Raw genomic sequence first — 14,794 nt, forward strand, 5'->3', positions numbered from 1 at the left:
GGGGCAGATGGAGCAGAGCATTTTCCTTCCTTTGGCACAAAATGCCGCATTTTTGCTGGCATTGGTGTTTATTTATGATGCTATTCCCAGACAGCAGCAGCGGGAGTACTTTCTGCTGTGGCGTTTGTTGATTGGCGTCATTATCGGTGGCATCTGTATTGCGGTGATGCTTACCCCCTGGAGCTATGAGCCGGGGATCTTCTTCGATAGTCGCTCCGTACTTTTAAGTATCTCAGGCCTGTTTTTCGGCGGCCTGCCGACCATAATCGCCTGCGTGATTACCGCCGCTTTTCGCATCTATCTCGGTGGCGGTGCTGTTTGGGTCGGTGTCGGGGTGATCTTCTCCAGCGGCTTGATAGGCCTGTTGTGGCGCAAACGGCGCAAGCAATCCCTCGCCGATATAGGCTACCCGGAGCTGGCCGGTTTTTCCCTGTTGGTGCATCTGGTGATGCTGGCCTGGATGTTACTGCTGCCCTGGGAAACCGCCAAAGGGGTGCTTGCCAGTATCAGTTTGCCTGTACTGACCTTGTTCCCACTCACCAATGTGTTGCTGGGGCGCTTGCTGTCGCGGCGGCTGGAATTTGAGCGCGACAACCGCATTCGGCTGCAGGATGACTTTCTGTTTCGCTCCCAGTTCCATGTGGGCAACATAGGGATTTCCATCACCTCGCCGGATCAACGCTGGCTCAAGATAAACCCCCACATGTGCCGGATGTTGGGTTATACAGAGCAGGAGTTGTCGCAACTGACCTGGTCTGAGCTGACCCACCCGGATGATCTGCCCGCCGATATGGCGCAATTCAGGCGGATGCTGGATGGTGAAATCGACGAATATGAGATGGAAAAACGCTTCGTCTCCAAGCAGGGGCAGTATGTCTATACCCATATGACAGTGGCCTGTCAGCGCCATCATCAGCAGGTACAGTTGGTGATAGCCGGCTATATCGATATTACCTCGGCCAAGTTGGCCGAGCAGGCGATTGCCGCCAGTCGCGATCAGTTGGAGCTGGTGCTGCAAAGCGGTCAACTCGGTTTCTGGGACTGGGACCCAGTCAAGGATACCGTAGTGCGCAACAAACGCAGCGCCGAAATTCTTAGCTGTTCCCTTAACAATCTCAACGACAACAAACGCCTGTGGCTCGATGGTATTCATCCCAAGGACAGGGCCTGGGTACTGCGCTCCTTGGATGAGCATCTGGCGGGAAAAACCGAGCAACACAAGGTGCAGTACCGGCTGATCCGTCCGGACGGCGAACTGCGCTGGGTGCAGGATACCGGCAAGGTGGTCAGTCGTGACGAGAAGGGCAGGCCGCTCAGGGTTTGCGGCGTGCATGTGGATATTACCGAGCAAAAACAGCTGGAAGCCTCACTCAAGCTGGCGGCTTCCGTCTATGAAAACTCCAGCGAGGCGATGAGTGTGCTGGATGATGTCGGCACCATAATGACGGTCAATTCGGCGTTCAGCGCCATCACTGGGTATCAGCCACAAGATGTGCTGGGCAGTAACATAGATATGCTCAAGTGCGACGACCACGATGAGAGGTTTTACCGTGAGCTGAATCATGATCTCAGCCACAAGGGGCGCTGGCAGGGAGAGATGTGGCTGCGCTGCAGTGATGGCCGCAAGATAATGATTTGGCTCAGCATCAATACCATTCACAGCACGGATGATACCCCTCTGAGAAGGGTGGCGCTGTTTTCCGATATCACCGACAAGAAGCAGAATGAACGTCTTATCTGGCGTCAGGCCAACTATGATGCCCTGACAGGTTTGCCAAACCGGCGCATGTTCACCGAGCATCTTGGCAATGAAATCCGTAAGGCCAAGCGCCATGGCCATGGTTTTGCGCTGCTGTTTCTGGATCTGGATTTCTTCAAAGAGGTTAATGATACCCTGGGTCATGACATGGGGGATTTACTGCTGGTGGAAACCTCGGAGCGGCTGCAGGCCTGTGTGCGTGAGTCCGACGTGGTGGCCAGACTCGGCGGCGATGAGTTCACCTTGCTGCTCTCGGATGTGCAGGATCATAACGGGGTCGAGCGGGTTGCCAACCATATTCTCAGCAGTCTGGCGGAGCCCTTCAAGTTGGGCGATGAAACCGCCTTTATCAGCGCCAGTATCGGCATTACCCTGTATCCCGATGATGGTCAGACAGTGGAGTTGTTGCTTAAACATGCGGATCAGGCCATGTATGCCGCCAAAGATCAGGGCCGCAACCGTTTCAACTATTTCACTGCTTCTATGCAGGAATACGCCAGATACAGGATGCGGCTTATTCAGGATTTGCGTCAGGCATTGGAGCGGCGCGAATTCGAACTCAGGTTCCAACCCATAGTCGAGCTGGGCAGCGGTAAGGTGTTCAAGGCCGAAGCCTTGCTGCGCTGGAATCACAGTGAGCGCGGCAGTGTCTCGCCGGCTGAGTTTATTCCGGTGGCAGAAGACACAGGGCTTATCTTTGAAATCGGTAACTGGGTGTTTGAGCAGGCGGCGCGTCAGAGTGCCGCCTGGCGCGAGGCTTATGGGAGCGAGGTGCAGATCAGTATCAACAAGTCGCCAATCCAGTTTCGCGACGAAGGCAACCGCTTTGCCGAGTGGCTGGAGCTGCTGACAAGTCTGGGTGTCTCTGGCTCGGGGATCTGTATAGAGATAACTGAAGGCCTGTTGCTGGATGCCAATATGGGAGTGACCGAAAAGCTGTTGGCCTATAGGGATGCCGGCATTCAGGTGTCTCTGGATGACTTTGGCACCGGCTATTCCTCCCTGGCTTATCTGAAGCGGTTTGATATCGACTATCTCAAGATAGATCAATCTTTTACCCGTAATTTGGAAACAGATGAGAGTGACTTGACCCTCTGTGAAGCCATCATAGTCATGGCACACAAGTTGGGGATGAAGGTGATAGCCGAAGGGGTGGAGACAGCCGGTCAGGCCGAGATCTTGACCCGCATAGGCTGCGACTATGCCCAGGGTTACCTCTACTCCCAGGCGTTGGATATCGAAGGCTTTGAGCAAAAATATCTTGGCAAGCATCAGGTCATAGGTGGTGGAAATGCCAGCTGATAACTTGTGTTTGCGGTATACTCGCCGGCCTTTTTATGTTTCAGGTGTTGAAGATGCAGTTTTCTGAAACCCAGCTGCCGGGAGCGCTGCTCGAAGCCGTTGCCCAGTGCGGCTATCGTGAGTTGACGGCGGTGCAGCAGCAGGTACTGCCGGCGGCGCTGGCCGGACGGGATATTATGGCTTCGGCCCAGACAGGCACAGGCAAAACCGCGGCCTTTGGCTTGCCGCTGTTGGCCGCCTTGATTGACGAGTGGCAGCAACAGGGGCTCGCTGAGCCAGAATATGGCGCCGCGCCCAGAGTGCTTATCCTGACACCAACCCGCGAGCTGGCACAACAAGTGGCGACTCAGCTGGGCAAATACGCCGCCCATACGCCATTTCGCATTTTGGCCATTTTCGGCGGCGCCAACTTCAACCCTCAACGCAAGGCGATAGCGGCCGGTATTGAGGTGCTGGTGGCGACGCCGGGGCGGCTGTTCGATCACCTGAGCCAAGATCATCTCAGGCTGGATAAGGTAATGGCCCTGGTGCTGGATGAGGCCGACCGCATGTTGGACCTGGGGTTCTTGCCGGATATCGAGCGTCTGGGGCGCTATCTGCCAGATGGGCATCAGACCATGTTGTTTTCGGCGACCTTCCCCGAGGCGGTCAAGCGCCTCGGGCACAAGCTGCTCGATAAGCCAGAATGGTTTGAAGTAGATAAAGAGAGCCGCACTCAGGCGCAGATCCAGCAAAAGGTGTATCCGGTGGACTATCGCCGTAAAGCCGAGTTGCTTGCCGAGCTTATTGGTCGCAACAACTGGCAACAGGTGTTGGCCTTTGTCAGTACCAAGGAGAGTGCCGAGCAGTTGCAGCAAGAGCTAAAACTCGACGGCATCAAGAGCGCCTGTTTTCACGGTGACAAGACTCAGGGCGCCCGCAGCCGCGCTCTGGCGCAGTTCATCGATGGAGAGATTCGGGTATTGGTGGCAACCGATGTCGCGGCCCGAGGCCTGGATATTCCTGCCTTGCCAAGGGTTATCAATCTCGAGCTGCCATCGCAGGCTGATGACTATATTCATCGCATTGGCCGTACCGGCAGAGCAGGGCGCAGCGGCGAAGCCATCTCTTTGGTGAGCCCGGCCGAAGAGCAAAAACTGGCTGAAATAGAAGCCCTGCTCGGTTACAAGCTGCCAAGAGAAGTACTGCCGGGTTACGAGAAGGGCGCGCCGTTGCCGGAGCGTTACTCGCAGCCAATAGAGAAACCCCGACATGCCAAGACTCACAGGGGCCATAAACCCGGTCGCAAGGGCCAGGCTCCCAAAGGCCCAAGACGCAGATAATGCAATCTGCCCTGCTATACTCAATGCGTTGCCTCAATAAGCCGTCGGCAGCGCAGCCCCCTTAGCTTAAGGAATAGTAAAGGTATCAGGAGATGAGTATGTTGCGAAAATTAGTGATCTTGCTGTGGTTGAGTATGCTTGTGGCTTGCAGTTCCATTCCCAAAGACTGGTCCGGTATGAGTTCAACCGAGATAGCCTCCTGGAAAGAGGCAGGTTTTGACTCCCGAAGCGCCCAGCAGTGGCATGTTGCCGGTTTCGATGCCTCAAGCGCAGGCGCCTGGCAGGATGCAGGCTTTAAACTCCAAGATGCCAAAGAGTGGCACTTGCAGAGCTTCTCTGCGGCTGAGGCCAAAGGCTGGCGTGCCGGCGGCTTTGACTTGGACGATGCCATGAAAAATCGTGCCAAGGGGCTGACACCGATAGTGGATCACGAACTAAAGCCTTAGTCAGGTATACAGAAATGGGCGCGAATAGCGCCCATTTTGCATCTGTTTACAATTTCGAGCTAACTCTTTCCCTGCTTGGGTTACACTCTGCTGCCTCAATGCTGTAAGGAATGGAGTCACAGATGATCCTCAAACCCGTTGCCACCAATCTGATCACCGGCTTTCTCGGCTCAGGCAAAACCACCTTTATTAAAGCGCTGCTGGCCAATAAGCCTGCGGGCGAGACCTGGGCGGTATTGGTCAATGAGTTCGGTGAAATTGGAATAGATGCCGGCCTGATGGGCCAGAGCGACTCTGGCGTTGTCATACGAGAAGTGCCCGGTGGCTGTTTGTGCTGCGCCGCCGGGGTGCCGACTCAAGTGGCGGTGACTCAGCTGCTGGCCCGGGCCAAACCCGACAGATTACTGATAGAGCCAACAGGCCTTGGCCATCCCAAAGAGATTTTGAAAACCCTAAGCTCGAAACAGTTTGCCGAAGTGCTCAGCCTCAAGGCCAGTATCTGTCTGTTTGACCCGCGCAAACTCAGTGACAAGCGTTATACCGAACATAAGAATTTTCTCTCCCAGCTGCAGATAGCCGATATCCTGCTGGCCGGCAAGCAGGACCTCTGGCAACAGCAAGAGTCAATGGTTCTGCCTGGGGATGAGCCGCTAAGTGCAAAAGGTAATGAGCCGCAAAGTGATCAGGAGAGTAAGCGGCTAGCTGCACACTTGAGGGAACAAATAGCCACCTTTATTGCCGCTCAGCAACTGGAAGGGGAGCTGTTTTACTGGTCCAAAGAGCTGAAGCTCAATGATGAATTGTTGCGGGCGCTGGCTCGGCCGGCAAAGGCCAATTTGAACACTAAAGCCACTCCCTTAGGCGCCGGGCTGCTGTGGCAAAATGCCGGTGTGTTTGCCATCAAGCCACTCGGCGCCGAGCCGCAGAGCCCGGAAGCACCAGAGTGGGACGCTCGCGGCATAGTGTTCAAGAGTAACAAAGGCGAGGGCTGTTATAGCTATGGCTGGATTTTTGCTCCGGATTGGCTGTTCGATCTCGAGCGCCTCTATCGCTGGGCCAAGGCACTCGATGTGGTGCGACTAAAAGCTGTGATGATCACCAAAGACGGCATAGCGGCGCTCAATATGCTCGACGGTGAATTGAGCGTTGAAGAGCTCGATGATGCCATGGACTCCAGGTTGGAAATCATCAGTCGCGCCCCTTTGCAGCCTGAATCTTTGGAGCAGCAACTGCTCGCCATGAAAGTCGCCGAATAACGCCCTATTCAAGGCTGTGGCATCCAGGCTGATAACTCGGGTACAATCCGCCATCCACTTTTTCCGAGGTGATTGATTTCGGAGTGCCAATTTGAATGGAGGCCGAGCTGTCGCCTCCTAATATGGCCTCTGATATCGAACTTATGGTTTAACACCTTTGATGTTGAGAAAGCGTCATGACCCCAAACAGCGTCCCCCAGACTGAGCAGGATCTCGCCTTACTGCAGCAACCTGTCAGTAAACTCTTTTGGCGTTACACTGTCCCCACTGTGATGTCCATGTTGGTGACCGGAATTTACGTCACCATAGACGGGATGTTTATCGGCCACTACCTGGGGGAAACGGGTCTTGCGGGTATTATGCTGGCTTACCCTGTGGGCGCCATTCTCTATGCGCTCGGTGCGCTTTTGGGCATGGGCGGCGCCGCGCTTATCTCCATCAATCTTGGCCGCGGTGATGTCGCCAGGGCCAGAAAAATTCTCGGCAATACCTTCAGTCTTTGTCTGTTGAGTGCGTTGGTGGTGTCGCTTGCCGGTACCATGCTGACCGACGACATTCTGCGCTGGCTGAAAGCCGAAGGTGAGGTCTATGAAGGCGCCTACCAATACCTGTTCTGGTACTTTGCCTTGGGCATTTTCCCCATCATTTCCATGGCCTTCTCGGCGCTTTTACGTAACGACGGTCGCCCCAGTTTCGTCACCTGGATCCTGGTATTTGGGGGCGTGCTTAACACCCTGCTGGATTGGCTGTTTATTGTGGTCTTTCCATTCGGTCTTGCCGGCGCCGCCATTGCTACCATGTTGTCCCAGGCGGTCACCGGCGGCCTGTGTCTGCAACATTTCTTTGGCAAGCGCACCCGGCTCAATATCGACTGGCAGCAGATGAAGCTGAGCCTGGAGCTGGTTTGGGAAATCGTCAAGCTGGGGATGCCCAGTTTCCTGATGAATCTCTATCTGTCGATTGTATTGACCATGCATAACATGGCGCTGCTCTGGACCGGCACTTCGCTGCATGTGGCCGCCTATGGCGTGGTGAGTTATACCGAAGCCCTGTTTTACTTTGTGTTTGAAGGCATAGCCCTCGGCACCCAACCCATTCTCAGCTTCAATGCCGGTGCCGGTCGATATGACAGGGTCAAGCAGACCGCCAAAATGGTGTTTTCCGTCACCTTAATCTGCGCCTTGCTGGGCTTGGTGCTTATCTACAGCCGCCCGGAATGGATGGTGTATCTGTTTGCCGGTGACAACCCGACCCTGGCCCCGGTTGCCATTGAGGGCATGTATCTCTATTTCTGGGGCTTGCCGATGGAAGGCTTGATTTTGGTGGGAGCCAGTTTCTTCCAGGCCATCAATCGTCCGGCAGAGGCCTCGATACTCACTGGCAGCAAGTTGCTGCTGATAGGCCTATTCCTCTGGGTGTTTGCCTGGGCCTTTGGCGTGCCGGGCGTGTGGATCTCCTTGGCATCCTGCAGCAGCCTATTGTGTCTGTGGATGTTCTACAGTTTGAAGCGCACCAAGGTGGCATTACACCAGCCTTGAGCGACAGGAAATGATGGCAAATATTCACCTGCATCAGTGATATATAAAGAAATATTAATTTAGAACTCAGGTTATTTTTGAGCAGGATCATGTTATAAAAGACTATCTTGCATTAGTTCATACTCTTGGGGGAATTTGTGACCGGTAAGCGGATTTTAATTGTGGGCGGCGGCGCCGGAGGATTGGCGCTGGCTTCCAAGCTGGGACGCAAATTGGGCCTGAAGGAAGAGGCTGAAATAACCCTGATAGACAAGAGTCCGGTACATATCTGGAAGCCCAAACTGCACGAAGTGGCCGTTGGGGTGATAGATCAATCGGTAGAAGGCTTGCTGTATCGCGACCATGGCCTGAAAAATGGCTATCGTTTCCTGCGCGGTGAAATGCTGCAATGCGATCCCGAGGCCAAGACCATCACCCTGGCCGGAGTCAGCAATGATGATGGCGAGCAGATTATCGCCGAGCGTGAGTTGCCCTACGACTATCTGGTAGTTGCCATCGGCGGGGTGGCCAACAGCTTCAACACCCCGGGTGCCAAAGAGCACTGTATCTTCCTCGACAGCCTCGACAGCGCCAATCAATTTCACCACAAGTTGCTGGACAACTTGTTGCTGTTGGATGAAACCAGCGAAAAGCTCAGTATCGGCATAGTGGGCGCCGGCGCGACCGGAGTTGAGCTGGCTGCCGAGTTGCATCATGTGCTGGACTCGGTCAAAGAATACGGTTACCTCAATGTCGACAAGCATCATCTGGAAATTCACCTGATTGAGGCGGCGCCCAAGATATTGCCGGCTCTGCCGGACAAGGTGAGCTCCAGAGCCCAGTCTGTACTGGATCATATCGGGGTACGCTTGCACATAGGAGTGCAGGTCAAAGAGGTGACCAAGCAAGGCTTTATTACCCAGGAAGATGTGCTGATCCCTGCCGGGCTTAAGGTGTGGGCCGCGGGCGTCAAGGGGCCGGATGTACTGCAGCAGTTTGATAAGTTGCCGGTCAATAACCGTAACCTTATCGAGGTCGATGCCTGTATGCGGGTCAAGGGCCACAAGGATATCTACGCCTTGGGCGACTGCGCCTTTTTGGTGCAGGACAACGGCAAGCCTGTGCCTCCCCGGGCCCAAGCCGCATCGCAGATGGCGGAAACCCTGTATAAAAATATTCTCAACCGCTTGAAGGGCAAGGCAGAAAATCCTTTTGTCTACCGCGACTATGGTTCATTGGTGTCACTGAGTCGTTTCTCGGCGGTGGGCAATCTGATGGGCAACCTGAGATCCGGCTCCCTGTTTATTGAGGGTTACGTGGCACGGATGATGTACATGTCTCTGTATCAACGCCATCTGGCGAGTTTGTACGGTTGGTTTTCGGCATTGGTGTATCGTCTGGCACAGCGGCTGCTGAAATGGCACAGGCCCAAACTCAAGCTGCACTGATAAAGTGATTTTGAATCTTATCGCAAAGGCGCTCTGTAGAGCGCCTTTTTAGTGGCTGGAATTTCAGCTTGCTTGCACCCTGGCGCTCGAGTCTCTGATAACCGGCTCTGGGGTGAAGATCTCGCTGCGAGCGCTCTGCTCACGGCGATTGGCGATCAACAGCTCGGTAGCTATCTGGGCAATCTTGCCGTTGGGCTGATGCACTGTGGTCAACTTGGGCCAGGTTTGGCGTGAGAAGGGACTGTCCTCAAAGCCGACAATCGAGAGCTCGGTGGGAATATCCACCCCTTCCAGCCTGGCGGCAAACAGGGCTCCGGCGGCGATTTCGTCGTTACAGGCCACTATGGCGCTGGGCCGGTTAGCCCCTTTGAGCAGCTTCTTGGCACCTTCAACTCCGGATTCAAACGAGTATTCACCCTCGACAATCAGCTCGGGAGACTCGTCCAGGTCGTTATCCCTCAAGGCCTGACGATAACCTTCGAGACGCTCCTTGGTGGATTGGTGATGATAGTCGCCGCTGAGAAAGGCGATCTGCCGATGCCCGAGATCGATAAGATGTTGGGTAATGGCCACGGCGCCGGATCTGTCGTTAACCAATACCGCCAGCCCGGTATCGGCCTTTACTCTGTCACCTGCCATGATGCGAACATAGTTGGCGCCTATGGCATCCAGGGCGGAGAGTACCTTGGGGTCTTCCGACAGCGGCGGCGTCAGTACCAGTCCGGCCAGGCGGGCATGTTTCACCATAGTGGTCAGTTGTTCACAAATACCATCGGCCTTGGCATCACAGGGGTGGATCAGCAGCTCATAGCCCTTGTCCCGACAAGCGGAGAGAATACCGTTCTGCATATCGATAATGTAGTAGGCATTGGGGTTGTCATAGACGAAGCCTATGACATAAGAACTGGTGGCAGCCAGGTTGCGGGCAGCTAAATTCGGCTGGTAATTCAACGCCTTGATTGCAGCATTGACCTTGTCGATAGTGGCCGGTTTAACCGAAGGCTCATTATTGGTGACCCGGGATACTGTCTTGATGGAAACGCCGGCATATTTAGCCACGTCATTGATGGTTACTTTCATTCAACTTAGTCCGAGATGTCAGGCGAATACTCACAGCCAGCGGGGGCCGGAAGCGGCATGGCCGCTTGTCGAGCATCTTATACTGCTGACTTTTAGCCAGTTTGGCAACGCAGAATTTAGGGAAGGTGCGAATAAGTCCTCATGGTCTTCTCTTTTGTAGAGAGTGGCTTGCACAGCAATTAGCTTTCGGCGTTATCCGACTTCCTTAGTGATTAGGCCATTATATAAATTCGTTTCCCGCTATTGTTAACGCCCTTGGTTACACAAACTTCTGCCTGGACAGTTTTTAACCAGAATAAAAATCTGTTTTCTCCCATTAACACAGCAATATGACAGTTTTTATTCACTCTAGCGTTATTTTGTTGTGGCAAGACTGTTAATTATTGTGTAATGTTTATCTCCAGACATGACAGCGTTGTCATTCTCTTGAAGGGAATGGTTATGGCAACAAAAAAGATAATAAAGTGATGGAAGGGAAACGAGATGCGAACATCTACCTTTAAGAAAACTGCCCTCGCTGCAAATATCGCTATCCTCCTTGGGGGAGCGGTATCTGTTGGCGCGCTGGCTGCCGAGGCAGCAGATAACAACAGCAACGAAACTGCCAATATTGAAAAAATTGAAGTCCGTGGTATGCGTGCCTCGATGAAGGCTTCGGTCAATACCAAGCGTTTTTCAGATGCCGTAGTCGATGCGGTAACTTCAGAAGATATAGGTAAATTCCCCGACAGTGATGTGGGGGAGTCTCTGGGACGTATTCCTGGTGTCGCCGTTAACCGCCAGTTCGGTCAGGGGCAACAGGTTTCTATCCGCGGCGCCTCGGCGCAGCTGACCAGTACCCAGCTTAATGGCCACTCGGTAGCTTCTACCGGTTGGTTCGATCAGCAGGCCATCGACCGCAGTTTCAACTACACCTTGCTGCCGCCAGAGATGGTGGGCTCGATTGAAGTCTACAAATCTTCCCAGGCCGATATTGCCGAAGGGGGCATAGGCGGCACTGTCATAATCAACACCCGCAAACCGCTGGATTTGGATGCCAACTCGGTTTTCCTGAGCGCCAAAGGGGACTATGGTAGCGTCTCGGAAGAGATAGATCCTGAAGCATCCGGTCTCTACAGCTGGAAAAACGAAGATGAAAACTTCGGTGTATTGCTGGCAGGTTCCTGGAGCCAAACGGACTATCAGCGCAATGGCATTGAAACCCTGCTTGGCTGGGGTGAGATAGTGCCAACCACCTTCCAACAGGATCGTGAGCGCACCGCAATCAATCTGGTGTTGCAGTATCGTCCCACCGACAGACTGGAACTGGGGCTCAACTACATGAATCTGGAGCTGGACGCCAACAACGCCAACACCTCCATCTTCCTGTTTCCCACACAACAAGGCGACTACACCTGTGAGCAGGTCAATGCCGCCGGCGTTTGTACCAAGATAAATCACAGCGATCAGGGCGGTTTTGCCTGGGCACAAACCTGGGCCCGTAAGGCGAGCATGAGCTCGGATACAGTGGATTTCAACTTCAACTATGAAGCGGATAACTTCACTGTTGAAGGCCGTATAGGCCGCACCGAAGCAGAGGGCGGTACCGACTTGACTGCCAACTATGGCAACTCAATCGGTGTCCCGGCTGACTTTGCCGGTATCTATGACGCCACCGGCGACAAGATCAACATCGACATCGCCAACAAGTATTTTGAGGCCGGTGACTTTAACGACCCATTGGCCACTGCCGGCTGGGCGCTGAAGAAGCAGCCCAACACGGATGAAGAAACCTTCGCTCAGTTGGACTTCAACTTCCCGGTAGCCTGGGGCGCTATCAGTGCCATCAAGACAGGTGTGAGCTATGCCGATCATGAAGTCACCCAGATGACAGATGCGGCGATAGTCAATGACGCCAAGGTACTGACCAAGGACGCTTCTGCCTACTACAATGGCACCATGTCATCCGGCGCCGGTTTCACTCTGCCTGAGCCGATATTTGATGCCATGATTGCCGATGCCTATGCCGCCATCGATGGCTTTACCGTTGACAAGTCTGGTTACGGCACTATCCAGGAAGAGAACCTGGCTCTGTACGCCATGGCTACTTTTGCCGGGGAAGGATTCCGCGGTAACTTCGGTTTCCGTTACATCTCTACCGACATTGAGTCTGACTATTACGCGCTGAACGATCAGGGCCAGTTCGCCGATGATCTGAGCACAGACAAGTCCAGCTATAACGATGTACTGCCGAGCGTTAACATCGCCTTCGACTTGAGCGAGGATGTGATACTGCGCGCATCAGCCGCTCAGGTGATCTCTCGCCCCAACTACGCCGAGCTGTTTGCTACCTCGACCCTGCCGGGTTACAACGACGGTACACCTTTTAATGAAAAACTGGTGCGTGGCAGTGTGGCGCTGGAACCATTCAAGGCGACCCAGGCTGACTTGAGTCTGGAGTGGTACTTCAGTGATTCTGGCCTGTTTGCCGCCACTTACTTTATCAAGGATGTCAGCTCTTTTATCACCACCAAACAGAAGCTGAATCAGCAGATAGGTATTGAAGATCCCAACCTGGTAACCGAAGGTGAAAGTTCTTGTGGCGTAGGTATCTATGACTGCTGGACTGTGAGCGAGAAATACAATGCCGACGGCGGCAGCATAGATGGTATCGAGCTGCAGCTGCAGGACTCCTTCGACAATGGTTTGGGTTACTCAGTGAACTACACCTTTGCCGATGCATCCTCTCCGGCAGAAAACTATCCGGATCGTGTGGGCGTGTTCTCTGACTCATCCAAGCATACCGTCAACCTGGTAGGTTACTATGAGATGGATGACTTTAGCGCTCGTCTGGCCTATAACTGGCGCTCTGAGTATATGATGCGCGAGCTGCCTGGCTTCTACGGTAACCGTCAGCACGAGTCTTACGGGACCTTGGACCTCAGTGCCAGCTACTCGGTAACCGACTATTTGGATATCACCTTTGAAGCGGTCAACATCACTGAAGAAGACAGCATACAGACGGGTGTTTCCCCAATTAGTGCAGAGGATGTGATCAGCGAGTTCAAGGCCGATTACCCAGTGTGGAGCTTTGAAGGCGAAGCCAGATATAAAGTAGGTGTAGCCCTGCGCTTCTAAGTACAGGTCTTTATCTTCGATACCAAAGCCGACCCCAGGGTCGGCTTTTTGCATCAGCTCCCTGAGCGCTTTCCCTGTTCTTTATAAAAATCTTCCTCGGCAAGTCACAGTTTAGCCAGTGCCAGGGAATTAAGTGTATGTTTGCTGACATTTCAGAAACTTCAAGTAACGTGATTCTTGTAGAATTGCACCAGCTCCACGATGTTAGGCCGCTGGTACAGCGGCTAGCATAGCTTTCAGCTCAAAATAGCCAAATAGCATTGGTTGGGTCTCCGGCGATGGATGTTTCTCATTGCCTGCCGCAGGCTTATGCACAGGCGATACTGTGACACGGCGTGAATACGTCCCTGTAGCCTCGACGAAAACATCCCTGTTTTCGACGGTCACAGCTCCGCCTGTGCCTGAAAATGAGGTGTATGCCTGTGGGCATATAGGTAGCTTCAAACAAGTTAGTTCTCACAGAATTGCACCAATTCCCCCCTTCGGAGCCGCCGCTGGCGTTGTTGCAAATTGGCGCAGCCGAGACAGGGATGTCGAGGCTCGAAGGTCGAGCAAGGCGAATGTTGCGAAGCAACAAGTGCATGAGCGCGAGCCAAGGAAGGCGAGCTGGCCGTTATGCATGGAAGCATTTGGCGAGTCCTGAGTGTAGTCAATTTGTTTCATAAGCCCGCGGGGATTTCGGCTACGTCGGGGTGTCCTTGGGGATGCAAGGGGCTTGGGACAAGCAAAGCCCCTTGGCCGGTGTGGTGTGGAACACCACGACTTTAGGCCGCTGGCACAGCGGCTAACATAGCTTCCAGCCAAAAAGTTCCTAAGTTAGTATTGGCCGAGCTTCCGGCCACGGTGTAGTCCATCACCTGCGGTGCGCTTTTTGCACAGGCGATCCTGTGACACGCTGTGAACCCATCCCTGGGCGCTCGACGAAAACGTCCCTGTTTTCGACGGTCACAGTTCCGCCTGTGCCTGGAAAATAGGCGTATGTCTGTAAACTCTCCAGATATTTCAAGCTACTCCATTCTCACAGAATGCACCGATTCCCGCTCGAAGCGGCCGCAGGGCGTTGATGACAATCGCGTAGCGAGGCATGGATGCCGAAGCAGCGCCAGTCGAATCAGGGATGAGCGTCTGGCGCGATAGCGAATTGGCATCATAAGCACAAGGGGTTTTCCGCTGCGTCGCGGGTCGCTGGGGGGTTGGAAAGGGGGCGAGTCGATACAGCCCCCTTTCCTCGGGTGTGGGGTGAAACTCCACGACGTTAGGCCGCTGGCACAGCGGCTTGGCTTTCAACTTAAAATCGCCCATTAGCGCTTGCCGGGCTTCCGACCATGATGTAGCCCATCACCTGCGGTTTGCTCTCGCACAGGCGATCCTGTGACACGGCGTGAATACGTCCCTGTTTTCGACTGTCACAGTTCCGCCTGTGCCAGAAATATATGTGTATATCTGTAGCTTCAAATGACTCTGTTTGGGAAGAATTGTACCTACTCCCCTTTCTAGTGCGGTCCCTTGCACAGATAATAGTGAACCAATAAAAAGGCTGCCAAGGC

Annotated in this window: 8 protein-coding genes; 7 read left to right on the top strand and 1 reads right to left on the bottom strand. The window is 53.9% G+C overall.

All coding sequences use genetic code 11. The features are described 5' to 3' along the window. Positions 1-7: 7 nt before the first annotated feature. The 6 genes from ACF8D4_RS17955 to ACF8D4_RS17980 all read left to right on the top strand — a co-directional run bounded on the left by ACF8D4_RS17955 (position 8) and on the right by ACF8D4_RS17980 (position 9,050). Positions 8-3,061 (top strand): EAL domain-containing protein, encoded by a 3,054-nt coding sequence (locus tag ACF8D4_RS17955; protein WP_392466089.1) that lies wholly within the window; start codon positions 8-10, stop codon positions 3,059-3,061. 53 nt (positions 3,062-3,114) lie between these two features. Next, the gene (locus ACF8D4_RS17960; RefSeq protein ID WP_392466092.1) at positions 3,115-4,383 is read left to right on the top strand and encodes a DEAD/DEAH box helicase; all 1,269 of its coding nucleotides are present in this window, start codon (positions 3,115-3,117) and stop codon (positions 4,381-4,383) included. Positions 4,384-4,481: 98 nt separating this feature from the next. After that, positions 4,482-4,829 (top strand): hypothetical protein, encoded by a 348-nt coding sequence (locus ACF8D4_RS17965; RefSeq protein ID WP_223828920.1) that lies wholly within the window; start codon positions 4,482-4,484, stop codon positions 4,827-4,829. Between the two features lie 122 nt (positions 4,830-4,951). Further along, the gene (locus tag ACF8D4_RS17970) at positions 4,952-6,085 is read left to right on the top strand and encodes a CobW family GTP-binding protein (protein ID WP_392466094.1); all 1,134 of its coding nucleotides are present in this window, start codon (positions 4,952-4,954) and stop codon (positions 6,083-6,085) included. A 176-nt stretch (positions 6,086-6,261) separates the two neighbouring features. Then, positions 6,262-7,623, top strand: coding sequence for an MATE family efflux transporter (locus ACF8D4_RS17975; protein WP_342203050.1), 1,362 nt, complete (start codon positions 6,262-6,264; stop codon positions 7,621-7,623). Between the two features lie 137 nt (positions 7,624-7,760). Beyond that, on the top strand, positions 7,761-9,050 hold the full coding sequence (locus ACF8D4_RS17980; RefSeq protein WP_028779000.1) for an NAD(P)/FAD-dependent oxidoreductase: 1,290 nt from the start codon (positions 7,761-7,763) through the stop codon (positions 9,048-9,050). 63 nt (positions 9,051-9,113) lie between these two features. Here the strand turns inward: ACF8D4_RS17980 and ACF8D4_RS17985 are convergent, their stop codons facing one another. Beyond that, on the bottom strand, positions 9,114-10,130 hold the full coding sequence (locus ACF8D4_RS17985) for a LacI family DNA-binding transcriptional regulator (RefSeq protein ID WP_234520735.1): 1,017 nt from the start codon (positions 10,128-10,130) through the stop codon (positions 9,114-9,116). A gap of 483 nt (positions 10,131-10,613) precedes the next feature. Between ACF8D4_RS17985 and ACF8D4_RS17990 the strand changes: the two genes are divergently transcribed. Then, positions 10,614-13,247 carry a TonB-dependent receptor gene (locus ACF8D4_RS17990; RefSeq protein ID WP_144128465.1) on the top strand — a complete coding sequence of 878 codons (2,634 nt, stop codon included), beginning with the start codon at positions 10,614-10,616 and terminating at the stop codon, positions 13,245-13,247. Positions 13,248-14,794 lie beyond the last annotated feature (1,547 nt).

The organism is Shewanella sp. YQ_9, assembly GCF_043103185.1.
Classification (GTDB): Bacteria; Pseudomonadota; Gammaproteobacteria; order Enterobacterales; family Shewanellaceae; genus Shewanella; species Shewanella algae.

What these genes read in the sequence shown, in the direction of transcription:
- ACF8D4_RS17965 (WP_223828920.1), top strand. Translation starts at nt 4,482, where the DNA reads ATGTTGCGAAAATTAGTGATCTTGCTGTGGTTGAGTATGCTTGTGGCT.
- ACF8D4_RS17975 (WP_342203050.1), top strand. Translation starts at nt 6,262, where the DNA reads ATGACCCCAAACAGCGTCCCCCAGACTGAGCAGGATCTCGCCTTACTG.
- ACF8D4_RS17985 (WP_234520735.1), bottom strand. Translation starts at nt 10,130, where the DNA reads ATGAAAGTAACCATCAATGACGTGGCTAAATATGCCGGCGTTTCCATC.
- ACF8D4_RS17970 (WP_392466094.1), top strand. Translation starts at nt 4,952, where the DNA reads ATGATCCTCAAACCCGTTGCCACCAATCTGATCACCGGCTTTCTCGGC.
- ACF8D4_RS17960 (WP_392466092.1), top strand. Translation starts at nt 3,115, where the DNA reads ATGCAGTTTTCTGAAACCCAGCTGCCGGGAGCGCTGCTCGAAGCCGTT.
- ACF8D4_RS17955 (WP_392466089.1), top strand. Translation starts at nt 8, where the DNA reads ATGGAGCAGAGCATTTTCCTTCCTTTGGCACAAAATGCCGCATTTTTG.
- ACF8D4_RS17990 (WP_144128465.1), top strand. Translation starts at nt 10,614, where the DNA reads ATGCGAACATCTACCTTTAAGAAAACTGCCCTCGCTGCAAATATCGCT.